The following is a 22,685-nucleotide window of genomic DNA, read 5'->3' on the forward strand; positions in this document are numbered from 1 at the left end:
GAGGTGCATTAGTATATGCTTGATTCTTTCTATTCTGGTGTTTCTGGTATGACTCAATCGCAACGTCGATTGGACGTTACCGGAAACAACTTATCCAATGCTAATACAGTTGGATTTAAAAAATCCCGTACGATGTTTAAAGATTTGATTTATAACGAAATAAAAGCACCACAAGAAGCAGCACAAAACCGTGGTTCTATCCATACGCTTCAATCAGGTTTAGGTGCAACGACAGCTTCTATTGATCGGATTCATACTACAGGAAATGCTCAAGCTACGGGGAGACCGTTAGATGTCATGATACCTGGACCAGGGATGTTTGTGACAATTGGAAATACCGCGAATCAAGGAGAACCATTGTATACTCGGTCCGGTAATTTTTATGTCGACCAAAATGGTTATTTAGTAACACAAGACGGACGGTACGTTACACAAGCAAACCCACAAAATCAAGGATTGGTTGGCTTAGCCCCGATACAAGTTGGCCAAGATGCGAGGAACGTTCGTGTAAACCAGTTAGGTGCAGTGCTATATGACGATGTAAATGGCAACACCCAACAAGCAGGGCGTCTAGTTATTGCGTTACCAGCAAACGAAGAAGGCTTAGAAAAAATAGGTCAAAATAATTATCGTATTACTGAAAATAGTGGAGATGTACGGTTAGCATTTGCTGGTCAGGGAGAACTTGGTTTATTAATAGCAGGTGTATTGGAAATGAGTAATGTAGATGTTGGAGAAGAGATTACCGAGTTAATTTTATCGCAACGTCATTTTCAGGCAAGTGCCCAAGCGGTGAAAACGAGTGATGAGATTTTACAAGAAATCGCAAATTTAAGAAGATAGGGGGTAGCGAGGAGACTTCCTCCTTCTACATCATATGATTGAAGTGACACGTTTAAATGGACAACCCTTTTCTATCAATGCAATTTATATTGAATTGCTTGAAGAAACACCAGACACCATTATTACATTAACAAATGGAAAAAAATATATTGTTCGAGAGCCAATCGAAGAAGTAAAAGAAAAAATTACGAACTTTTACAAACAAATTACGATAATCGGTAGACCAGAAATGGAGGGTTCATAAATGGCAAAAGGAAATAAACTAGTAAATATTATGATTATATTAATGTTGTCGATTGTCTTAGTTGCAGTCGTTGGATTTGTAGTTTTTAAATTTATGACCGCTCCAAAAGAAAAAACAGAACCGAAAGCAAAAGAATTAGTGGAGTTGACGGTAGATACAGAAGAAATTACTACTAATTTGGCGGATGATTCTTATGTGAAAATTAAATTTAAATTACAAACAGATAACAAAGATGCAAAGAAAGAACTAGAGCAACGATCATTCCAAGTAAACGATATTATTATTAATAAGCTTTCTACTATGACTTCTGAAGAGGTTCGTTCGCAAGAAGGAATGCTAAAAGCGGAAGAGGAAATTCAAAACAAAGTAAACGAACTCATGCAAGAAGGAAAAGTGACTAATATTTATACAACGATGAAAGTAATTTCATAGTTTAACGTTTGTTGGCGAAAGAGAGGTGAGCTACATGGCTGAAGATGTATTATCGCAAAGTGAAATAGACGCATTACTATCTGCCTTATCAGCTGGAGAAATGAATGCAGAAGAATTAAAAAAAGAAGAGTCAGAAAAAAAGGTAAAAGTATACGATTTTAAACGTGCCCTTCGTTTTTCAAAAGATCAAATTCGCAGTCTTTCAAGAATTCATGAAAATTTTGCGAGATTACTAACTACTTATTTTTCAGCACAATTGCGCACATACGTGCAAATCTCTGTCGCTTCTGTAGACCAATTACCGTATGAAGAGTTTATTCGTTCGATACCGAAATTGACGATTTTAAACGTTTTTCGAGCCGAGCCGTTAGAAGGAAGACTTTTAATGGAAGTAAACCCTAACATTGCTTATGCGATGTTAGATCGAATTTTAGGTGGACAAGGCGATAGTTTGAACAAGGTGGATAATTTAACAGAAATAGAATCTAGCATTATGAAGCAAATGTTTGAACGGTCCTTATATGCATTTAGTGAGGCTTGGGAATCAGTTATTAATCTCGATTGTTATTTAGAAGAATTTGAAGTCAATTCGCAATTTATGCAAATGGTTTCACCAAATGAAACAGTCGTTGTTATTTCTCTTAATACAGTAATTGGGGACATAAGTGGAATGATTAATATTTGTTTGCCGCATGTCGTTATTGAACCAATTATTCCAAAACTTTCTGGACACTATTGGATGCAAGAATCGAAAAAGGAGCGTGCTCCAGAAGAACTTCATAATTTAGAACAGAATATTAAACGAGCGTTCGTGCCTGTAGTTGCTGAACTCGGAGAAACGACCATTTCAGTAGAAGATTTTCTTTATTTAGAAGTTGGCGATTGTCTTTCATTACATACAAAAACAACGGAACCATTAAAGATTAAAGTTTCAGGAGAATCAAAATTTTTAGTGCAACCAGGGAAAGTGAATAAAAAAGTAGCTGTTCAAATTTTAGAAAGTTTGGAAGGAGAGTATAACGATGACTAGTGATATGCTTTCACAAGAAGAAATCAATGCTTTATTACAAGGGACTAATGCAGATGCATCAAATGAACCGAGCGGAAATGATGCTACTGATCAATTGAATATGTCAAATGATATTAATGATTACTTGGATTCCATGGAGCAAGATGCATTAGGGGAAATTGGGAATATTTCCTTTGGCAGTGCCACAACAACGTTATCTACTTTATTAAACCAAAAAGTAGATATTACCACTCCAACCGTTTCGGTTATTACACGAGCTAGATTAATGGAAGAGTTTCCAAAACCACATGTTTCTGTGCAAGTGGAATACACGGAAGGTTTCGAGGGAGAAAATCTATTAGTTATTCGTACAGAAGATGCCCAAATCATTGCCGACTTAATGCTAGGCGGAGACGGGACGAATCCTATAGAAGAATTAACAGATATGCATTTAAGCGCTGTACAAGAAGCGATGAATCAAATGATGGGTAGTGCTGCAACTAGTATGTCAACTATCTTCAATAAGCGAGTAGATATTTCTCCACCTAAAATAGATGTGTTAGATGTGAAAAATGAAAAAGGAATTCCGCATGAAGATATTTTAATTAAAGTTTCTTTCCGGTTACGGGTAGGGGAACTTATTGATTCTAGTATTATGCAATTACTACCAGTTCCTTTTGCGAAAGAATTAATTCAACAATTGTTTAACCCAGGAAGCGGAAGTGAACCAAAGGAACAACCTAAACAAGCAACACCACAACGACCAAAGCAAGATACACCATCGCGATCTGTAGAACAACCAATGCCATCAAGTCGGCCAACATATGAGAAACAACAATCAGTCGATGTGCAGCCGGCACGCTTTGCGGAATTTACTACACCATCGCTTGATGAACAAGAAGCACAAAATTTAAATTTATTACTGGATATCCCACTCAATGTGACAGTGGAATTAGGTAGAACAAAAAAGTCGATTCGTGAAATTTTGGAACTTTCCCCAGGATCGATTATTGAATTGGATAAACTTGCAGGTGAACCTGTCGATATTTTAGTGAATAATAAAATGATTGCACAAGGTGAAGTTGTAGTCATCGATGAAAACTTCGGTGTTCGTATTACGAAAATTTCAAGTCAAGAAGACCGAATTAGAAAACTTCGATAAATTTTAAAAAAGAATGCTAGGAGGCAAATAAGATGGCAAACCGTATTTTAGTAGTAGATGATGCAGCATTTATGAGAATGATGATTAAAGACATTTTAGAGAAAAATGGTTTTGAGGTAGTAGGGGAAGCTGAAAATGGTGCACAAGCAGTAGAAAAATATAAGGAATCTACACCAGACTTAGTGACAATGGATATTACAATGCCTGAAATGGATGGCATTACGGCATTAAAAGAAATAAGAAACATTAACCCAGATGCAAAAATTATTATGTGTTCAGCGATGGGACAACAAGCAATGGTAATTGACGCGATTCAAGCAGGTGCCAAAGACTTTATCGTAAAACCATTCCAAGCAGATCGCGTATTAGAAGCGATTAAGAAAACACTAGGATAAAAGGTTTTCGTCGTGTTCAAAACAAAACTAAGTATACTTTTTTGTTTTGTTATTTTAGTAATGTTTCCGCTACGTAGTCAAATTGCGTTTGCGGAAACATTTGAATTTTCAAGTGGACCATGTAACGGCACCGTAGAAGAATGTTTACAACAAAATAAAAAAAGTGAAACAAAACAACCATCAAAAGAAAAAATCGAGTCTGAAGCAGAAGTCCCAGGTGTGTCTCAGCAAAGCCTCTGGGGTAGTTTTTTAAAACTTATTGTTGCCTCTGTATTTGTTATCGGTCTTTTAATACTTTTATTAAAGTTTATCAATCGACGAACGAAAGAGTTTCAATCGGGAAAGGCAATGCAAACCCTTGGTGGAATCAGTGTTGGAAATAATAAATCGGTGCAGCTGATTAGACTAGGAAATGAGATATTAGTTGTAGGCGTTGGGGAAAATGTTCAATTATTAAAAGAGATTACAGAAGAAAAAACGATTCAAACTCTTGTTCAATTGTCTGAAAATGAGACGGCAAGTTCAACTGTTCCGTTAGAAAAAATGAAACAATGGTTTCAATCGAAAAAAAATCAAGATGAGCAAGAACCAATGAATTTTAAAATGTATATAAAAGAGCAACTATTATCGTCTCAGAGAGAACGGAAAGAAATTATCGAAGAAGCAAAAAAGAAAGGTAAAGATCAATGATTCCAGGTATTGATTTAAATTTTTTAAACGACAGTCCAGAAAGTGTTGCGACAACGATACAAATATTAGTTCTTCTTACAGTTCTTTCGCTAGCACCAGCGATGCTTGTATTAATGACATCTTTTACTAGAATAGTTGTTGTTTTATCTTTTGTACGGACGTCACTAGCAACACAACAAATGCCACCAAACCAAGTGTTAATTGGTTTAGCACTTTTCTTAACGTTTTTTATTATGGGACCTACTTTTAGTGAAGTAAATGAACAAGCTTTAAAACCTTATTTAAATAATGAAATTTCTCAAGAAGAAATGTATGACAAGGCAAGTAAACCAATGAAAGAATTTATGGCCAAACATACAAGACAGAAAGATTTACAGTTGTTTTTAAATTATAGCGGTGCAAAACAACCGGAATCAATTGAAGATATTCCCCTTACAACGTTAGTTCCAGCATATGCCATTAGTGAACTAAAAACAGCTTTTCAAATTGGTTTTATGATTTTTATTCCATTTTTAGTGATTGATATGGTTGTTGCGAGTATTTTAATGGCAATGGGGATGATGATGTTACCGCCAGTAATGATTTCGTTGCCTTTTAAAATTCTATTATTTGTCCTTGTAGATGGATGGTATTTAGTCGTTAAGTCATTACTTTTAAGTTATTAAAGGGTTGTGGTATGAATGAGTCAAGATGCAGTTCTGCGAATTGCAGAACAAGGTGTATATGTCACGCTGTTAATCGCAGGGCCTTTATTACTATTAGCCCTTGTGGTTGGACTAATTGTTAGTATTTTTCAAGCAACGACACAAATTCAAGAGCAAACATTAGCTTTTATTCCAAAAATTGTGGCTGTTTTAGTAGGATTAGTATTTTTTGGACCGTGGATGTTGCAACAAATGGTTACTTTTACATTTAATATTTTTAATAATTTACATAGGTTTATCGGATGATGGATAGTGTATTTAATCAATTTCCTGTCTTTTTGTTAATTTTGGTGCGCGTTGCAAGTTTTTTTGTAACAGCACCACTCTTTTCCTATCGCAACATTCCTAATACGTTTAAACTAGGTTTAGCTCTGTTTTTTTCATGGATGATGTTTTATAGTGTCGATGCTTCATTAGATGTTAACCAATTTTATTTTTTACTTATTATAAAAGAAGCGCTAGTCGGCTTATTTATTGGTTTTATCGCTGCCGTAATGACGTATGCTTTACAAGTAGCCGGTGGATTTATTGATTATCAAATAGGGTTTGCGATTGCAAACGTAATTGACCCACAAACCGGTGTTCAAAGTCCACTCATTGGACGTTATTTTTATATTGTAGCCATCATTTTTATGTTTGCTGTAAATGCCCATCATTTACTGTTAGATGGCATTTTTTATAGTTATCAATTTATTCCTTTACAAGACGTTTTTTTCCCGTTTGATAAGGAAGCAGTCCCAATGTTTGTCTTAAAAACGGTATCCGCAATGTTTTTAATCGCATTTCAAATGGCTATTCCCATTGTCGGAAGCATTTTTTTGCTCGATGTAGCATTAGGGATTATTGCAAGAACTGTTCCACAAGTGAATGTGTTTGTTGTCGGATTACCGTTAAAAATTTTAGCTGGGTTTGTTGTTATTCTTTTTATTATGCCTATTTTGTTTATGACAATCCAATATATTGTAGAACAAATGGCCGTTGTTATGCGTGATTTTATGTTGTTGATAGGAGCGTCGTAACGTGTATGTTTTAAAGCTTAATTTACAATTTTTTGCTGGAGAAAAAACAGAAAAAGCTACTCCAAAAAAACGTCAGGAATCGAGAAAAAAAGGGCAAGTAGCAAAAAGTAACGATATTAATACAGCGATTTCATTATTAGTTGTGTTTCTTTTTTTAGGTTCTATCGCTGGATTTTTGCGCGATGAAATTATTGGCTTTTTTGTTGAATTTTATACATATGATTTGTTAATGGATATAAATGAACAAAATATTCACCAAATGTTTGTAAAAGTAACGATGAAATCGGTCGTTATTGTTGCGCCTGTGTTAGCGGTAGCGCTTGTTGCTGGTATTTTTTCTAATTTTATTCAAGTTGGTGCATTATTCTCAACAGATGCGATTAAATTTAAATTGGAAAGAATTGATCCAATCAAAGGTTTTAAACGAATTTTTTCCTTGCGTGCTATTGTTGAATTATTAAAATCATTATTGAAAATCACATTAGTAGGAATTGTGACGTTTACTATTCTTTTTATGAATAAAGAGCAAGTGATGCAGCTGAGTGAACATTCTATTGAAAATGCTTTGATTATCATTGCTAAATTAACTTTTCAAATGGGACTTGCCACGTCTATTTTACTTATTTTCCTTGCCATTTTAGATTATGCATATCAAAAATATGATTTTGAAAAAAATATCCGAATGTCCAAACAAGATATAAAAGATGAGTATAAAAAAGTAGAGGGTGACCCGCTTATCAAATCAAAAATCAAAGAGCGCCAGCGACAAATGGCGATGCAACGAATGATGCAAGAAGTACCAAATGCAGATGTCATTATTACAAATCCTACCCATTATGCGATTGCATTAAAGTATAATGATGAGCAAATGGATGCTCCTATTATCGTTGCCAAAGGTGTCGATTATTTAGCAATGAAAATCAAAGAAGTCGCAAAAAAGCATCAAATTGTTATGGTTGAAAATAAGCCACTAGCTAGGGCGTTATATAGTAAAGCGGAAATTGGAGATGTTATTCCAGAAGAGTTTTATAAATCCATCGCAGAAATCATTGCTTATGTGTATCGTTTACGAAACAAAGCATAATGGAGGGAGAGAGAACGTATGAAAGCAAGAGAGTTAAGTGTCATTATCGGTGTTATTATCATCATTAGTATGTTAATTATCCCTCTTCCACCGGTATTACTAGATTTTTTAATTATTATTAACATTGCTTTAGCTTTACTAATTATTTTAGTTTCCATGAATACAAATGAACCATTACAATTTTCCATTTTTCCATCGTTATTATTACTAGTAACGTTATTTCGTTTAGGTTTGAACGTATCAACGACTCGTTCTATTTTAGGTAAAGGAGAGGCGGGGAATGTAATTGATACGTTTGGAAAGTTCGTAGTTGGAGGAAATGCACTAGTTGGGTTTGTTGTGTTCATTATCTTAATTATTATTCAATTTATCGTTATTACAAAAGGAGCAGAACGTGTTTCTGAAGTATCTGCTCGCTTTACGTTAGATGCGATGCCAGGGAAGCAAATGAGTATTGATGCGGATTTAAATGCTGGCATGATTTCTGAGCAAGAAGCAAGAGAGAGACGAGAAAAAATTTCACGAGAAGCCGATTTTTATGGAGCGATGGATGGTGCAAGTAAGTTCGTCAAAGGGGATGCGATTGCCGGGATTATTATTGTCATTATTAATATGGTTTTTGGAATTGTCATTGGAATGTTGCAACAAGGTCTTGATTTTGGCCAATCGGTCCAAACGTATACGTTATTAACGGTTGGAGACGGATTAGTGTCGCAAATTCCTGCCTTATTAATTTCAACTGCTACTGGTATTATTGTGACCCGGGCAGCATCCGATGGAAATTTAGGAGAAGATATTACAAAACAATTACTTGCTTTTCCAAAATTATTATATGTGTCAGGCGTGACAATTTTTTTACTCGGTATTGTAACGCCAATTAATCCACTTATTACGACACCGATTGCTCTTGTACTAGGAGTAGGAGGATACTTCATATTACGCAATCAAACAAAAGAGCAAGAGATGGTTGAAATGGAGTCAGAGGAAGACATTGAAACGGATCAGTTAAAAAGTCCTGAAAGTGTCGTGAATTTATTACAAGTAGATCCGATAGAATTTGAATTTGGATATGGGTTAATCCCGCTTGCGGACACTTCACAAGGTGGAGATTTATTAGACCGAATTGTTATGATTCGTCGTCAGCTTGCGATAGAACTTGGGATTGTCGTACCAATTGTACGAATTCGAGATAATATTCAATTAAAACCAAATGAATATCGGATTAAATTACAAGGACAAGAATTGGCTCGTGGAGAGATTTTACTAGATCATTATTTAGCGATGAGCCCAGGGGTAGAAGATGAATCGATTGACGGGATTGATACAGTAGAACCAGCCTTTGGTATGCCAGCGAAATGGATTACAGAAGAAACGAAAGAAAAGGCAGAGTTATCTGGGTACACAGTAGTAGATCCTCCTTCTGTTGTATCAACCCATTTAACAGAAATTATTAAAGGACATGCAGATGAATTACTTGGTCGACAAGAAACAAAACAATTAATTGACCATTTAAAAGAACAATATCCTATTCTAGTAGAAGAAGTTACACCGGATCCACTAAGTGTAGGGGAGATTCAAAAAATTCTAGCAAAATTATTACGAGAACGTGTTTCTATTCGTAATTTACCGATTATTTTCGAAACGATTGCAGATTATGCAACAATGACGAATGACCCAGAATTAATTGCAGAATATGTACGACAATCGTTAGCTAGACAAATTACAACCCAATATGCGATGGAGGGAGAACCGTTACGTGTCATTACGTTATCTGCTAATGTAGAAAAAGAAATTGCAGAAAGTGTGCAACAAACGGAACATGGAACCTTTTTATCAATGGATCCGAATCGGTCAAACCAACTTCTTGAAACGATTGCACAAGAAATTAATCAATTTCCAGGAATGGGTCAAACACCGATATTATTATGTTCACCTGCTATTAGGATGTACGTAAGACAATTGATTGAACGTTATTTTTCCAATATTCCAGTGTTATCATATAACGAATTAGAATCGACAATTGAAGTTCAAAGTGTAGGAGTAGTGAATAGCTGATGAAAGTGAAAAAATATATAGCCCCTACCATGGCAGAAGCCAGTGAAAAAATAAAAAAAGAATTAGGAAAAGATGCCATTATCTTAAATTCGAAAGTGGTCTATACAGGTGGTTTTTTAGGCTTTTTTAAAAAAAAGAATATCGAAGTAATCGCCGCTTTAGACGCAGAAAAAGATATCCCGATGAAAAGTGTGTTAAAAGAAAAAAAGGTAAAAAAAAACAACGGAACGAACGGAAAAGATGGAGGCGAAACGGACCTTTTATTGCATGAAATGCAAGAGTTAAAATCAATTGTGACTCATTTGAAAACGAAAGTAACAGATTATGCACAATATCCACAATCAATTCAGAAGATATATCTTCAACTATTGAATCAAGAAGTGCCAGAAGAATGGATTCAACGTTGGATTGAAGAATTGCTAGAAAAAGAACCAGCTTTGGTAGAAGAAAACATTGGTATCGTTCGAAAACAGCTGAAACAATATTTACTTCAAGAGCTTACGTCTTTTTCGTATGAAGGATTATCGTTTCAAAAAAAATATGTGTCTTTGCTTGGACCAACTGGTGTTGGAAAAACGACCACCCTTGCCAAATTAGCAGCTATTTGTAGTTTGCAAAAACAGAAAAAAGTAGCGATGATTACGACCGATACGTATCGAATTGCAGCGGTGGAGCAATTGAAAACATATGCTCAAATTTTAAATGTACCAATAGAGGTAGCATATAATATCGATGATTTTAAACGGGCAAAAGAAACATTTCAACATCATGACATTGTGTTTATTGATACAGCAGGACGAAATTTTCGTGATGAACATTATGTGAAAGAGTTAAAAACCTTAATTGATTTTGATGAAGAAATGGAAACGTTTCTTGTATTGGCATTAACGAGTAAACCAAAAGACATGAAAGAAGTCTATGAACAGTTTTCGGAGCGATTAGATATTAATCGAATTATTTTTTCTAAATTAGATGAAACAAGTTCCATCGGCGGTATGATTGATTTTATGTTTACCTTCTCACGTGGGATTTCTTATGTCACAACCGGACAAAATGTACCGGACGATATGATAGAAGCTACTCCACAATACATTATTCAACAACTGCTTAAAGGGGAAAGTGAAGAATGAACGATCAAGCAGATGTGTTACGAATGCACGTATTAAAACAAAATATTCAAAAACAGACTAGAGTAGTAAGTATTGTTAGTGGTAAAGGTGGAGTAGGAAAATCTAATTTTTCTTTAAATTTTGCGATTTTTCTTGCGAAAAGAGGGAAAAGAGTACTAGTAGTAGATATGGATATTGGAATGGCGAATATCGAAATTTTACTAGGTGGAACTGGTGCATTAGATATAATTGATTTTTTTCAAAATCAATTAGCGATTGAACAAGTGATGACTAAAGGCCCGCTTGGTATTGAATTTATTGCAGGTGGAAATGGAATTGGTGATATTTTTTCGTTATCAGATAAACATTTTATATATTTTTTAAAAGAGTTAGAACGAATTTCTAGTCAGTATGATTTTATTTTCTTTGACATGGGAGCAGGTTTATCAGAAAGTAGCTTATCCTTTATTCAAGCGACGAACGATGCAATAGTGATAACGACACCCGAACCGACATCCATTGCTGATGCTTATGCACTAATAAAAACGATTCATCGTCATGATTCGACTTTCCCGTTTTCAGTTGTGATGAACCGGGCGCACTCAGAAAAAATAGGGAAAGAAGTTGGAATACGAATTCAACAGGCAGCTTTGCGATTTTTACATAAAAAAATTAACTTACTTGGTGTCATTTTGAATGATGAACATGTAACAAAAGCAGTATATGAGCAAAGCCCATTTATTATTGCGTATCCTAATTGTAAAGCAAGTGTAGCAATCGAAAAAATAGGGTCCTGTTATTTACAAGAAGACGAGCGATTGAATCAAGAAAGACTTTTCCCAGCGTTTATATCCAAACTAAAACGTTTTTTTAAAGAAAGGTAGGATAATAATTGCCATGAAGATTCGTGTGTTAGTGGTAGATGACTCGGCTTTTATGCGCAAATTAATTTCCGATTTTTTAAATGAGGATCGGCGCATTGAAGTAGTTGGGGTTGCTAAAAATGGAAACGAAGCGTTAGAAAAAGTGCAACAATTGAATCCTGACGTCATTACACTCGATATAGAAATGCCAGTGATGGATGGATTAACGGCTTTATCAAAATTAATGAGAACAAATCCAAAACCAGTAGTAATGCTAAGTAGTTCTACAGCAGAAGAGGCAGATGCTACGTTTGTTGCAATGCAACGAGGAGCCATTGATTTTGTTGCTAAGCCGTCTGGTGCCATTTCGCTTGATTTATACAAAGTAAAAGAAGAAGTAATTGAAAAAGTCGTATCGGCTAGTAAAGCGAATATCCGTCAAATGGTTCGGCAGTCATCAAATGTACAATCAATAAAACCAAGTATAAACGTTCGTGCTTCCCAAAAGGAACAAGTAGAGAAGAAAAAGGATAGTAAAACGTTACTCCATCAAATTGTTTGTATCGGAACGTCAACAGGCGGTCCACAGGCATTACAAGAGGTAATAACAAAATTTCCGAAAAATTTGAATGCTCCAGTACTAGTCGTACAACACATGCCACCTGGGTTTACAAAATCATTAGCAGATCGTTTAAATCATCTTTCGCAAATACCCGTCAAAGAGGCAGAAGATGGGGAGATGCTTGAAAGTGGTGTTGTGTATATCGCGAAAGGAGCTTATCACTTAAAAGTGAAAAAAATAAATCAAAACGTGAAAATTGTGCTTGATCAATCGCCGCTTGCAAACGGACATCGACCTGCTGTGGATCCGATGTTTGCATCGGTTGCAGAAGAGTTACGTGATTTTAATAAAGTAGCTGTAGTAATGACTGGCATGGGAAGCGATGGTGCCAAAGGACTTCAAGTATTAAAAAATAGTGGTCGCTTAGTGGCAGCGATTGCAGAGTCAGAAAAAACATCTGTTGTGTTTGGAATGCCAAAGGCGGCAATCGAAACAGGCGATGTAACAGAAGTAGTACCTTTAGAAAAAATTGCGGAAACGATTAGTAAATATATTCGTTAATATGGGGGCAAAAACTATGGATATGAATCAATATTTAGACGTTTTCATCGATGAAAGTAAAGAACATTTGCAAGCGATTAATGATAACTTATTAGAATTAGAGCAAAATCCAGAAAACATCGATATCGTAAATGAGATTTTCCGTTCAGCACATACACTAAAAGGGATGTCTGCAACGATGGGATATGAAGATTTAGCGAATCTAACACATAAAATGGAGAATGTACTAGACGCCATACGTAATCATAAAATTACGGTAACGACAGAACTTTTAGATATCGTGTTTCGTTCTGTAGATGACCTTGAGGCAATGGTCGTTTCAATTGCCGAAGGAGGAGATGGAAAACGTGATGTGACAGAGATTGTAGAACTTTTAAAAGCAATCGAAAGCGGGGAATCACCTATTAGCTCTGTGAATAAAAAACAGTCAAAAAATGAGACGACAACGGTCCCTACACCTGCGGTAGAATCAACTGATAACGAGTTATTCGATCAATACGAATTAGCGGTGTTACGAGATTCGATGGCACAAGGGTTTACACCATACAAACTGACGGTAACGTTACAAGAAACATGTATGTTAAAAGCGGTACGAGTATATATGATTTTTCAAATTATCGAGCAATTAGGAGAAGTTATTAAGTCGAAACCTTCTGTAGAAGATTTAGAAGAAGAAAAATTTGATTTAACGTTTACCATTGCCATTATTTCCAAAGAGCCAAAAGAAGATATCGAAGCGAAGATTAATAAAGTTTCAGAATTAGAATCTGTAGTAGTAGACACATTGCAAATTAACGAAACAGACGTATCAAATAAGGAAGCAATGCAAGAGCCGACGAAAAAGCAAGAAGAAGACTCTAAAGAGCAAAAAAAAGTGGCAAAAAAAGGGGTGGAAAAGAAAAAAACAGCAACACCAAAAGGAAAAGGTGCTACAGTTGGTTCTAAAACAATCCGTGTCAATATCGAACGTTTGGATATTTTAATGAATTTATTTGAAGAGTTAGTGGTAGATCGAGGACGTTTAGAACAAATTGCTCATGAGTTAAATAAAGCAGATTTAAATGAAACAGTAGAACGTATGTCTCGCGTAACGGGTGATTTACAAAATATTATTTTAACAATGCGAATGGTTCCAGTGGACCAAGTATTTAATCGCTTCCCGCGCATGGTTCGAGGATTAGCTAGAGATTTAAATAAAAAAATAAATTTAGACATTATCGGTGCAGAAACCGAACTAGATCGTACTGTGATTGATGAAATAGGGGACCCGCTTGTTCATTTATTACGAAATGCGATTGACCATGGTATTGAAATGCCGGAAGAACGTGTAAAAAAAGGAAAACCAGAAGCCGGAACTGTGACTCTTCGAGCGTATCATAGTGGAAATCATGTATTTATTGAAATAGAAGATGACGGCGCTGGAATTAATCGTGATGTTATTTTAAATAAAGCGATTGAACGAGAGATTATCACACCAGAGCAAGGAGAAAAATTAACAGATAAGCAAGTATATAATTTATTATTTGCTTCTGGTTTTTCAACAGCAGAAAAAATATCAGATGTATCTGGTCGAGGGGTTGGACTAGATGTCGTGAAAAGTACGATTGAAGCATTAGGTGGTAGTGTTTCTGTTGATTCGGAGAAAAATAAAGGTAGTTTATGGTCTATTCAGTTACCATTAACGTTATCTATTATTTCTGTTATGTTAGTAGAATTGCAAAAAGAAAAATATGCCATTCCATTATCTTCTATTATCGAGACAGCTATTATTAAAGAATCAGATATCTTTAGTGCACATGGAAAAAAAGTAATTGATTTTAGGGGGAAAATTGTACCGTTATTATTTTTAAATGATATTTTTGATGTACCACAAGCGACAGAAAAAGTCGATGCATTTTATTCGATTATTATCGTTCGCAAAGGAGAAAAATTAGCAGGATTAGTAGTAGATTCTTTTATTGGACAACAAGAAGTAGTGTTAAAATCTCTTGGAAACTATTTAACAAATGTATTTGCAATTAGCGGGGCAACCATTTTAGGTGATGGACAAGTCGCTTTAATTGTTGATTGCAATGCGTTGATTAAATAGGAAAGGATGGGTTATAATGGAAAATTTTTCTGAGACGAATATGATGGATGAATCAAAAGTCATTGTTTTTCAATTACAAAATGAAGAATATTGTATTCCCGTTCATCAAGTCCAAGGTATTGAACGGATGGAATATATTACGAGAGTTCCGGGTACGCACCCGTTTGTAAGAGGGGTTATTAATTTAAGAGGAGTAGTAACGCCAATTATTGATCTTCGTAAGCGACTGCATTTAGGAGAAAGTGAGTACAAAGATAGTACAAGAATTATTATTGTTTCTGTGGGTGATATTGAAGTTGGACTGATTGTAGATGCGGCCAATGACGTGCTTGACTTACCAATGCATCAAGTAGAGCTACCGCCAGATACAGGGGAAGTGAATGAGGAATATTTACAAGGTGTCGTAAAAGTAGATAATCGTTTATTAATTTTATTAAATCTTGAAAAAGTGCTCGAACAAGAAAAAAATTAATGGAGATTGAAGGGAAATGTTATGGACTTGTTTTCGAAAATTACAAGCTTTCATTTAGATGCATTAAAAGAAGTTGGGAATATTGGTGCGGGGCATGCAGCAACCGCACTTTCTCAATTACTTAATAAAAAAGTAGATATGAGTGTGCCAGCCGTTCGAATTATGTCTTTTAATGAAATGATGCAACTCGTAGGTGGTCCAGAGGAAATTATCGCATCTGTTTTTTGCCGAATACAAGGTGGTGCACCAGGAACGATTTATTTTATTATGCCTGTCAAAGATGCATCAGCATTGTTACAACGGTTAATGGGGGATCCTACTGTAACGCTAGAACAAGGAGAAGAGTCTGAATTAGCAATGTCAGCGCTTCAAGAAGTAGGAAATATCGTGGCTGGCTCTTACTTATCGTCATTTTCCGATTTTACGCAATTACGTTTAACACCTTCAACTCCCGCTTCAAGTATTGATATGGCAGGTGCAATTTTGAGCTTTGGATTAAATGAATTAGCTAGGTATACAGATATGGCTATTGTAATTGATACTCGTTTTAGTGAAATAGATGAAGAAGTATCAAACCATATTAATGGATACTTTTTTTTATTACCAGATCCAAGTGCTTTTGAAACAATCTTTCAATCACTAGGAGTTTCGCTGGATGAGTAGTGTTGTAAAAGTAGGGATAGCAGATATGAATATTGTAACAGCACCTGGTTCTATTCGTACTGCTGGTCTTGGTTCTTGTGTAGGGGTCGTTATTTATGATGAAGTAAAACAAATTGCCGGTCTTGCTCATGTGATGTTGCCAAATTCTACTTTGATGAAAGCAGGTATGATTAATCCTTGTAAGTATGCAGATACAGCTATTGAAAAATTATTGTCTAAGCTGATGAAAAAGGGGGCATCTTCTCGGCTAAAAGCAAAAATGGCTGGAGGAGCAGAAATGTTTCATTTCACTTCTACCAATGAGATGATGCGGATTGGTCCGCGCAATGTGGAAGCTGTGAAACAGCAATTGCGAAAATTTCGTATTCCGATTATTTCCGAAGATTGCGGTGGAAATAGTGGGAGAACGATAGAGTTTTACACTGAAACAAATATGTTAATGGTTCGAACAGTGAAACAAGGAGTTAAAGAAATATAATGCATAGAATGAAAATTGGGATTCATAGTATTTTTTTTCTATTTATTTTTATCTTAATATTGATTATTTCCTTACCGGTGAATACGTGGGGAACGTCAATAATTAGGGCTTTTCTATCTGGTATTGGGGCGATAAGTATAACAATTTTATTTGATTATTTATTTTCTAAGTCCGTTAAAAAGCAAAAGGAAGAACAAGTGATAGCGGAGGCGGAGGAGTCAAAGGAGTTTGCAGATAAAGAGCAAATAGAACAAGAAGAATCGAAGCCTCCATTTGAAGAAATTTCAATCGAACAATTACCGAAAATTATGGATGAAAAAGTGGAACAATCTTCAAAAGTAATTCGCACACTTTTGAATGAAGAGGAGGAGTAACATGTCTCACGTTTTAACAGTAGAAGATGAAAAGTACTGGGAAAAGTGGATAGAGGCAAGGGAACCTCAAGCAGCTGATCATTTGCTCCGCATTTATATGCCATTAGTTCATTACCACGTTCATCGATTATTAATGAATTTACCTAAAAATGTAGATAAAGAAGAAATGAAAAGTTATGGAATGATGGGCTTATATGATGCACTAGAAAAGTTTGATCCGACAAGGGAATTAAAGTTTGATACGTATGCTTCGTTTCGTATTCGTGGTGCTATTATTGATGGATTGCGCAAAGAAGATTGGATTCCTAGAACGTTGAGAGATAAAATAAAAAAATTAGAAATAACGATTGAAACGTTAGAACAGGAACTCATGCGTGATGCTACGCCAGAAGAAGTAGCCTTGCGATTAAATATATCTGTAGATGAAGTGGAATCGTTGATGAATGATAGTTTAATGGTTCATGTGTTATCAATGGATGATACGAATAAAGATACGACAAATAAAGAAGAGTTGAAGTATCTAATTCGTGATGATAAAAAATCAACACCAGAAGAAGAAGTGTTAAAAAAAGAAAAAATTGAACAATTAGGATCTGTGATTGAAAAGTTAAATGAAAAAGAACAATACGTCATTACGTTATTTTATTTTGAAGAATTAACATTAACTGAAATTGGGGAATTATTAGGATTATCTACGTCAAGAATTTCACAGATTCACTCTAAAGCAATTAGTCGTTTGCGAAATTATTTAATGTAATTTTGGGAGGTGGTTAAAATAGAGCTATTGCAATATTTTCAAATTCGCTTTACGCAAAATAAATTAATAGTATTTATTCAGTTAAAGAAAGAAGTACCAAACGAAATAGTACTAACAAAAAACGACTTGTTGCAGTTTTTAAATCAACAATCTATTACATATGGGATTAGAGAAGAGGAAGTAGAACGGATTGCTAATTCTCCTAATTTTTTAGATTATCCTATTGAAATTGCTAAAGGAAAAAGTCCAGTGAATGGGGAAGATGCCTATATCGAATGGCTAGCTCCTGGATTAAAAGAAACAATAGAAAAAAAGGAATTAAGCGATAGTGATTGGATTGATTATCGCAATCTTGTGAAAATTCCAATGGCAAAAAAAGATGAAGTAATAGCAAAAAAAATAGTAGCAACGGCTGGTACACCAGGTTTAAATGTCTCCGGAGAAGAAATCCAACCACGTCCAGGAAAAGATATTCGGATTCGTTCTGGTAAAAATACTAGTTTTAACGAGGATACACAGGAAATAACTGCGACGATTGATGGACAAATTGGTGTTAATAAAAATAGTTTAAGCATTAATCCTGTCTATGAAGTGCGCGGGGATATTTCATTAGAAACAGGAAATATTGATTTTATCGGACATGTGCATATTCACGGTAGTGTACCTAGTGGATATAAAATTATCGCAGGTGGAGATATCATTGTCGAGGGAATTGTGGAAGTATCTCATTTAGAAGCTGGTGGAACAGTATATGTAAGGAATGGTATTATTGGTGCGCAAAAAGGATATATCAAGGCAAAGGGAAACATTCAAACTCGTTACATTAATCAGGGTGTGATTGAGGCAGATGGCGACGTTATCGTGGAGCAAATGATTATGCATAGCCAAGTAACAGCGGGTGGGCAAGTGATTTGCAACGGAGAGCGTGCGGAAATTGTTGGTGGAGTTATTTCAAGTCAAAAGAAAATTATGGTGCGCACATTAGGAAATGATTCTCATACGAAAACGAGAGTTTATTTAGGTGTGAATCAAAAAACGGTTGATCGAACAAAAGAAGTAAAAGAAACAATTCAAAATTTAGAAGAAACCAACCAGAAAATACGGATGATTGAAAACAAACTTCGTGAAAAACAACACCAAATACCATTAACACCAGAAGAACGAATTATGTTATTGCGCATTCGAAATACGACGTTACAAAATAAAGAAAAGTTAGCGGCATTAAAGGTGGAATATGAAGAATTACAAGAAATTTTTGAAAAAGCAAAAGATGCTCAATTGGAAATTAGTGGAGAAGCATTCCCGAATGTCAAAATTGTATTCGGTAAATTTCACGAACAGCTACAACGCTCTTATGATCATGTTAAAGTAAAATTAGTGGACGGAGAAATCGTATTTTCACCATTATAAAAAGGAGAAAGGAATAGGTGCGATGAGTTTAAAAAACATCGAAATGCAAGTAGCTCTCCCACGGACGCATGATGCAGGTAAGGTGCAACACGAATTAAATCAACAATCTAATATTGTGCAAAGTCACCTTGCGGAAGAAGCAAATCGGAAAGAAGCGTTAAAACAAAAACAAGTGAATGAATTAAATAAATCAGAGTATGCACGCCGTCAAAAAGAAAAACAAGAATCCAAACAAAAAAAGAAAAAGCCTGCAAAACACCCATATAAAGGTCAAAACTTTGATTGTACGATGTAGTAGTGAAGGAGTGTATGTATGGTTCTTTTATTAGCAATTAGTTTTGTTTTGCATTTTGTTGCTTTTTTCTTTATGGTTATTCTTTACCAAAAAGTATATGCAAAAGAAGATACGTTACAAAACATGAAAAAAGAAAAACAAGAAATTGAAGATTTACTCATAGCTTATATGGAAGAAATGAAAGAAGAAAATCGTCAATTAAAAGAATGGATACATCAAGAACATCTTGTTAAAAATGAAATAAAAGAGCAATCAAAAGAAAGTAAAAAAGAGACAAAAGAAGATCAAACTATAAAAAAACAAATGGTATTACCTGTAGATAATGTACAAGATATTTATGATTTCTCCCCGTCAATGCAGGCAATTACATTAGCGAACCAAGGATTATCGATTGAAGAAATTGCAAAAAAGATGAAGAAGGGAAAAGGCGAAGTAGAATTATTATTGAAGTTTAACCCTTCTACGAAAAAAAACAACACAAAATAAATATAAAGAATGAGCAAGAAGGTTTCTCTTAGCGAGAGCATATTTGCTATAAGCCGGGCGCTTATAAACGGAATACATGCTAAACCAGGTATGTCATAATAAAGAGGGGTGCTCGACTATTTATTCGTTAAGAAATGAAAGTAGTTTACGTTTACCACAAAATATAAATTGACTTTTAAATAAAAAATAGGCATAAAAGGTTCTGATGAAAAACGTCTCTTCTTATGCCTATTTTTTTGTCCCTTATTAATCAAAATCAGTGAGCAAAAGGTCCTTGAACAAGAGGATGATTTTATCATTCGATGAAAGAAAAATCGTCATTTGCTATACCAGAATAAAAAATTATCGGTACATGATTTAGCAATAAGAAGGAAAGGGAAAATTAACTTTCGCTCTAAAATTAAGGGAAGGGTTTATGACTTAAAGGTTTCTCATATATAGCGGTTGAAATCTCTTCACTAAAAGACCGCAAGCTAACGATGGTTGTTGTTTACGGTTATGGTCAGGAGCCAATGGTACTCTTAACAAATAAATGTGTTTCAAAAAAGACGAAGTCCTGTTTTTGAAAGCTTACATAACAAAATGGCGAATAGAGGAAATGTTTCGTGTCCAAAATCAGGAACTCCAACTTGAAGGGACTCGTGTAAAATTCTTAAAAAGACTGAATAGACTATTTATGTTTTTATCTATCATCATTACCGTCATGTCCCTAAAATTGAGAAACAAAATGGCTTTTTCCACATCATAATTGAACGGGCAAGAGGAATAAAGGGGAAGAATAATATAAAAATGTTCCTGTATCGTTTTTCAACTGGAATGAAGTCAATACTAGAAAAAGATACTTGCGGAATCCAACATTTCAAATAGATAGAAAAGCCGAAGAGTAACAAGCAACTAAAACTTTCCCTTTGAATTAAGGAGCTGAAGACATTGGTAAAAGGTGTGTTGAAACAGTACATCTATTTTCTAGTGTCCAAATTTAATGGCATTTTGTTTTGGAAAAATCGGTAAACTTAAAGAAAGTTGCCCTTGCATCTTAAAAAAAGTTGTGATATATTACTAACGGTGTCAATCACACACGTATTTTGATTTATTCAAAGGTGCTGCCTTGCAGTCTTGGATAAAAATGAGAAATGCGGAGGAAACAAAACCTAAGGAGGAAATAAAATGGCAGTTATTTCAATGAAACAATTATTAGAAGCTGGTGTTCATTTCGGTCATCAAACACGCCGTTGGAACCCAAAAATGGCTCGTTACATCTTTACTGAACGTAACGGAATTTACATCATCGACTTACAAAAAACTGTAAAAAAAGTGGATGAAGCATACAACTTTATTAAAAGTATCGCTGCTGAAGGCGGTAAAGTTTTATTCGTTGGTACGAAAAAACAAGCGCAAGACTCTGTAAAAGAAGAAGCAGAACGTTCAGGTATGTACTATGTGAACCAACGTTGGTTAGGTGGTACATTAACAAACTTCTCTACTATTCAAAAACGTATCAATCGTTTAAAACAACTTGAAAAAATGCAAGAGAACGGAACTTTCGATGTTCTTCCGAAAAAAGAAGTAATCGGTCTTAAAAAAGAAATGGAACGTTTAGAAAAATTCTTAGGTGGAATCAAAGATATGCCTGGTATTCCAGATGCATTATTTATTATTGATCCACGTAAAGAACGTATTGCAATTGCAGAAGCACATAAATTAAAGATTCCAATCGTAGCAATTGTTGATACAAACTGTGACCCAGACGAAATTGACTACGTTATTCCTGGTAATGACGATGCAATTCGCGCAGTAAAACTTCTTACAGCTAAAATGGCAGATGCAATTATCGAAGGGAACCAAGGAAACGAAGAGGCAGAAGCTACAACTGCTGAATAATAGCAGCTTGTTTATGAATAAAGGGTGATAAAGGGAGGTTTACCTTTTATCGCCCTTTTTTTGAAAGAAATATATTCATTTAAAATCGACCTAACTCATAAGGAGGAATAAATAATGGCAGTTACTGCACAAATGGTAAAAGAATTACGCGAAAAAACAGGTGCTGGTATGATGGATTGTAAAAAAGCGCTTGTAGAAACAGATGGAGATATGGACAAAGCAATTGACTATCTTCGTGAAAAAGGGATTGCAAAAGCAGCGAAGAAAGCTGACCGTATTGCAGCAGAAGGTTTAGCAGCAATTTTAGTAGACGGAAACAAAGCGGTAATCGCAGAAGTAAACTCTGAAACTGACTTCGTTGCAAAAAACGAGAACTTTAAAGTGGTAATTAATGATATTTTAGCTCATTTATTAAAACAAGCACCAAAAACAGTAGAAGAAGTATTAGCGCAAAAAATGGAAAGCACAAACACAACAGTAGAAGAATATTTAAATAATGCGATTGCAAAAATCGGAGAAAAAATTTCTTTACGTCGTTTTGAAGTAGTAGAAAAATCAGAAGCAGATGCATTCGGTGCATACTTACATATGGGTGGCCGCATCGCTGTATTAGCAACATTAACTGGCACAACAGATGAAACTGTTGCAAAAGATATTGCCATGCATGCAGCAGCAGCAAACCCTAAATACATTGATCGTACGCAAGTACCAGAAGCAGAAGTAAAACACGAAAAAGAAGTATTAAAACAACAAGCATTAAACGAAGGTAAACCAGAAAAAATCGTTGAAAAAATGGTTATTGGTCGTTTAAATAAATTCTTCGAAGAAATCTGTCTTGTAGATCAATCATTCATTAAAGATCCAGATCAAAAAGTAGGCAAATACGTAGCAGCTAAGGGTGCAAAAGTAGCATCATTCATCCGTTACGAAGTTGGCGAAGGTATGGAAAAACGTGAAGATAACTTTGCTGAAGAAGTAATGTCTCAAGTGAAAAAAGACTAATTTTAAAAGGGAACACCGTTTTGTGTTCCCTTCATTTTAGAAATAC

General features: G+C 35.1%; 26 protein-coding genes. All 26 read left to right on the forward strand.

Translation table 11 applies throughout. The features are described 5' to 3' along the window. The first annotated feature begins 15 nt into the window (after nt 1-15). The 26 genes from BN1372_RS05570 to tsf all read left to right on the forward strand — a co-directional run bounded on the left by BN1372_RS05570 (nt 16) and on the right by tsf (nt 22,639). Nucleotides 16-843, forward strand: a complete 828-nt coding sequence (locus BN1372_RS05570; protein WP_062197860.1) for a flagellar hook-basal body complex protein — start codon at nt 16-18, stop codon at nt 841-843. Nucleotides 844-877: 34 nt separating this feature from the next. After that, complete coding sequence (locus tag BN1372_RS05575) at nt 878-1,087, forward strand: flagellar FlbD family protein (protein WP_062197861.1); 210 nt, start codon at nt 878-880, stop codon at nt 1,085-1,087. Next, nucleotides 1,088-1,519: a flagellar basal body-associated protein FliL gene (gene fliL, locus BN1372_RS05580; RefSeq protein WP_062197862.1), complete on the forward strand. Its 432-nt coding sequence runs from the start codon at nt 1,088-1,090 to the stop codon at nt 1,517-1,519. 34 nt (nt 1,520-1,553) lie between these two features. Beyond that, a complete protein-coding gene (gene fliM, locus BN1372_RS05585; RefSeq protein ID WP_062197863.1) occupies nt 1,554-2,549 on the forward strand; it encodes a flagellar motor switch protein FliM in 996 nt (331 codons plus the stop codon). Next, a complete protein-coding gene (fliY, locus tag BN1372_RS05590) occupies nt 2,542-3,690 on the forward strand; it encodes a flagellar motor switch phosphatase FliY (RefSeq protein ID WP_062197864.1) in 1,149 nt (382 codons plus the stop codon). The genes fliM and fliY overlap by 8 nt, the downstream gene beginning before the upstream one ends. Nucleotides 3,691-3,722: 32 nt before the next feature. Continuing rightward, complete coding sequence (locus BN1372_RS05595; RefSeq protein ID WP_062197865.1) at nt 3,723-4,085, forward strand: response regulator; 363 nt, start codon at nt 3,723-3,725, stop codon at nt 4,083-4,085. A 12-nt stretch (nt 4,086-4,097) separates the two neighbouring features. Continuing rightward, nucleotides 4,098-4,775 (forward strand): flagellar biosynthetic protein FliO, encoded by a 678-nt coding sequence (locus BN1372_RS05600; RefSeq protein ID WP_062197866.1) that lies wholly within the window; start codon nt 4,098-4,100, stop codon nt 4,773-4,775. Then, nucleotides 4,772-5,440: a flagellar type III secretion system pore protein FliP gene (gene fliP, locus BN1372_RS05605; RefSeq protein WP_062197867.1), complete on the forward strand. Its 669-nt coding sequence runs from the start codon at nt 4,772-4,774 to the stop codon at nt 5,438-5,440. Before BN1372_RS05600 ends, fliP begins: the two co-directional genes overlap by 4 nt. A 15-nt stretch (nt 5,441-5,455) precedes the next feature. Beyond that, the gene (fliQ, locus tag BN1372_RS05610) at nt 5,456-5,725 is read left to right on the forward strand and encodes a flagellar biosynthesis protein FliQ (protein WP_062197868.1); all 270 of its coding nucleotides are present in this window, start codon (nt 5,456-5,458) and stop codon (nt 5,723-5,725) included. Then, nucleotides 5,725-6,498 carry a flagellar biosynthetic protein FliR gene (gene fliR / locus BN1372_RS05615; protein WP_062197869.1) on the forward strand — a complete coding sequence of 258 codons (774 nt, stop codon included), beginning with the start codon at nt 5,725-5,727 and terminating at the stop codon, nt 6,496-6,498. Before fliQ ends, fliR begins: the two co-directional genes overlap by 1 nt. A 1-nt stretch (nt 6,499) precedes the next feature. Next, entirely contained in the window at nt 6,500-7,582 is a 1,083-nt protein-coding gene (gene flhB / locus BN1372_RS05620) for a flagellar biosynthesis protein FlhB (RefSeq protein ID WP_062197870.1), read from the forward strand. Between the two features lie 18 nt (nt 7,583-7,600). After that, the gene (gene flhA / locus BN1372_RS05625; protein WP_062197871.1) at nt 7,601-9,637 is read left to right on the forward strand and encodes a flagellar biosynthesis protein FlhA; all 2,037 of its coding nucleotides are present in this window, start codon (nt 7,601-7,603) and stop codon (nt 9,635-9,637) included. Continuing rightward, nucleotides 9,637-10,767 (forward strand): flagellar biosynthesis GTPase FlhF, encoded by a 1,131-nt coding sequence (gene flhF / locus BN1372_RS05630; protein ID WP_062197872.1) that lies wholly within the window; start codon nt 9,637-9,639, stop codon nt 10,765-10,767. Before flhA ends, flhF begins: the two co-directional genes overlap by 1 nt. Next, a complete protein-coding gene (locus tag BN1372_RS05635) occupies nt 10,764-11,630 on the forward strand; it encodes a MinD/ParA family protein (protein WP_062197873.1) in 867 nt (288 codons plus the stop codon). The genes flhF and BN1372_RS05635 overlap by 4 nt, the downstream gene beginning before the upstream one ends. Nucleotides 11,631-11,643: 13 nt before the next feature. Further along, nucleotides 11,644-12,732: a protein-glutamate methylesterase/protein-glutamine glutaminase gene (locus tag BN1372_RS05640; RefSeq protein WP_062197874.1), complete on the forward strand. Its 1,089-nt coding sequence runs from the start codon at nt 11,644-11,646 to the stop codon at nt 12,730-12,732. A gap of 16 nt (nt 12,733-12,748) precedes the next feature. Next, entirely contained in the window at nt 12,749-14,821 is a 2,073-nt protein-coding gene (locus tag BN1372_RS05645; RefSeq protein ID WP_062197875.1) for a chemotaxis protein CheA, read from the forward strand. Nucleotides 14,822-14,864: 43 nt separating this feature from the next. Beyond that, nucleotides 14,865-15,293: a chemotaxis protein CheW gene (locus BN1372_RS05650; protein ID WP_222704676.1), complete on the forward strand. Its 429-nt coding sequence runs from the start codon at nt 14,865-14,867 to the stop codon at nt 15,291-15,293. Nucleotides 15,294-15,314: 21 nt separating this feature from the next. After that, nucleotides 15,315-15,956, forward strand: a complete 642-nt coding sequence (locus tag BN1372_RS05655) for a chemotaxis protein CheC (RefSeq protein ID WP_062197876.1) — start codon at nt 15,315-15,317, stop codon at nt 15,954-15,956. Next, entirely contained in the window at nt 15,949-16,434 is a 486-nt protein-coding gene (locus BN1372_RS05660) for a chemotaxis protein CheD (RefSeq protein WP_062197877.1), read from the forward strand. The genes BN1372_RS05655 and BN1372_RS05660 overlap by 8 nt, the downstream gene beginning before the upstream one ends. Continuing rightward, nucleotides 16,434-16,808, forward strand: a complete 375-nt coding sequence (locus tag BN1372_RS05665) for a hypothetical protein (RefSeq protein WP_062197878.1) — start codon at nt 16,434-16,436, stop codon at nt 16,806-16,808. Before BN1372_RS05660 ends, BN1372_RS05665 begins: the two co-directional genes overlap by 1 nt. 1 nt (nt 16,809) lies before the next feature. After that, a complete protein-coding gene (locus BN1372_RS05670) occupies nt 16,810-17,565 on the forward strand; it encodes a FliA/WhiG family RNA polymerase sigma factor (RefSeq protein WP_062197879.1) in 756 nt (251 codons plus the stop codon). 27 nt (nt 17,566-17,592) lie between these two features. After that, nucleotides 17,593-18,975: a DUF342 domain-containing protein gene (locus BN1372_RS05675; protein WP_062197880.1), complete on the forward strand. Its 1,383-nt coding sequence runs from the start codon at nt 17,593-17,595 to the stop codon at nt 18,973-18,975. Nucleotides 18,976-18,997: 22 nt separating this feature from the next. Next, entirely contained in the window at nt 18,998-19,270 is a 273-nt protein-coding gene (locus BN1372_RS05680; RefSeq protein WP_062197881.1) for a hypothetical protein, read from the forward strand. Nucleotides 19,271-19,288: 18 nt separating this feature from the next. Next, the gene (locus BN1372_RS05685) at nt 19,289-19,756 is read left to right on the forward strand and encodes a DUF6115 domain-containing protein (RefSeq protein ID WP_062197882.1); all 468 of its coding nucleotides are present in this window, start codon (nt 19,289-19,291) and stop codon (nt 19,754-19,756) included. Between the two features lie 1,167 nt (nt 19,757-20,923). Further along, entirely contained in the window at nt 20,924-21,637 is a 714-nt protein-coding gene (gene rpsB, locus BN1372_RS05695; RefSeq protein ID WP_062197884.1) for a 30S ribosomal protein S2, read from the forward strand. A 114-nt stretch (nt 21,638-21,751) separates the two neighbouring features. Then, complete coding sequence (tsf, locus tag BN1372_RS05700; RefSeq protein ID WP_062197885.1) at nt 21,752-22,639, forward strand: translation elongation factor Ts; 888 nt, start codon at nt 21,752-21,754, stop codon at nt 22,637-22,639. Nucleotides 22,640-22,685: the final 46 nt, after the last annotated feature.

It is taken from the genome of Massilibacterium senegalense, from assembly GCF_001375675.1.
GTDB lineage: Bacteria > Bacillota > Bacilli > Bacillales > Massilibacteriaceae > Massilibacterium > Massilibacterium senegalense.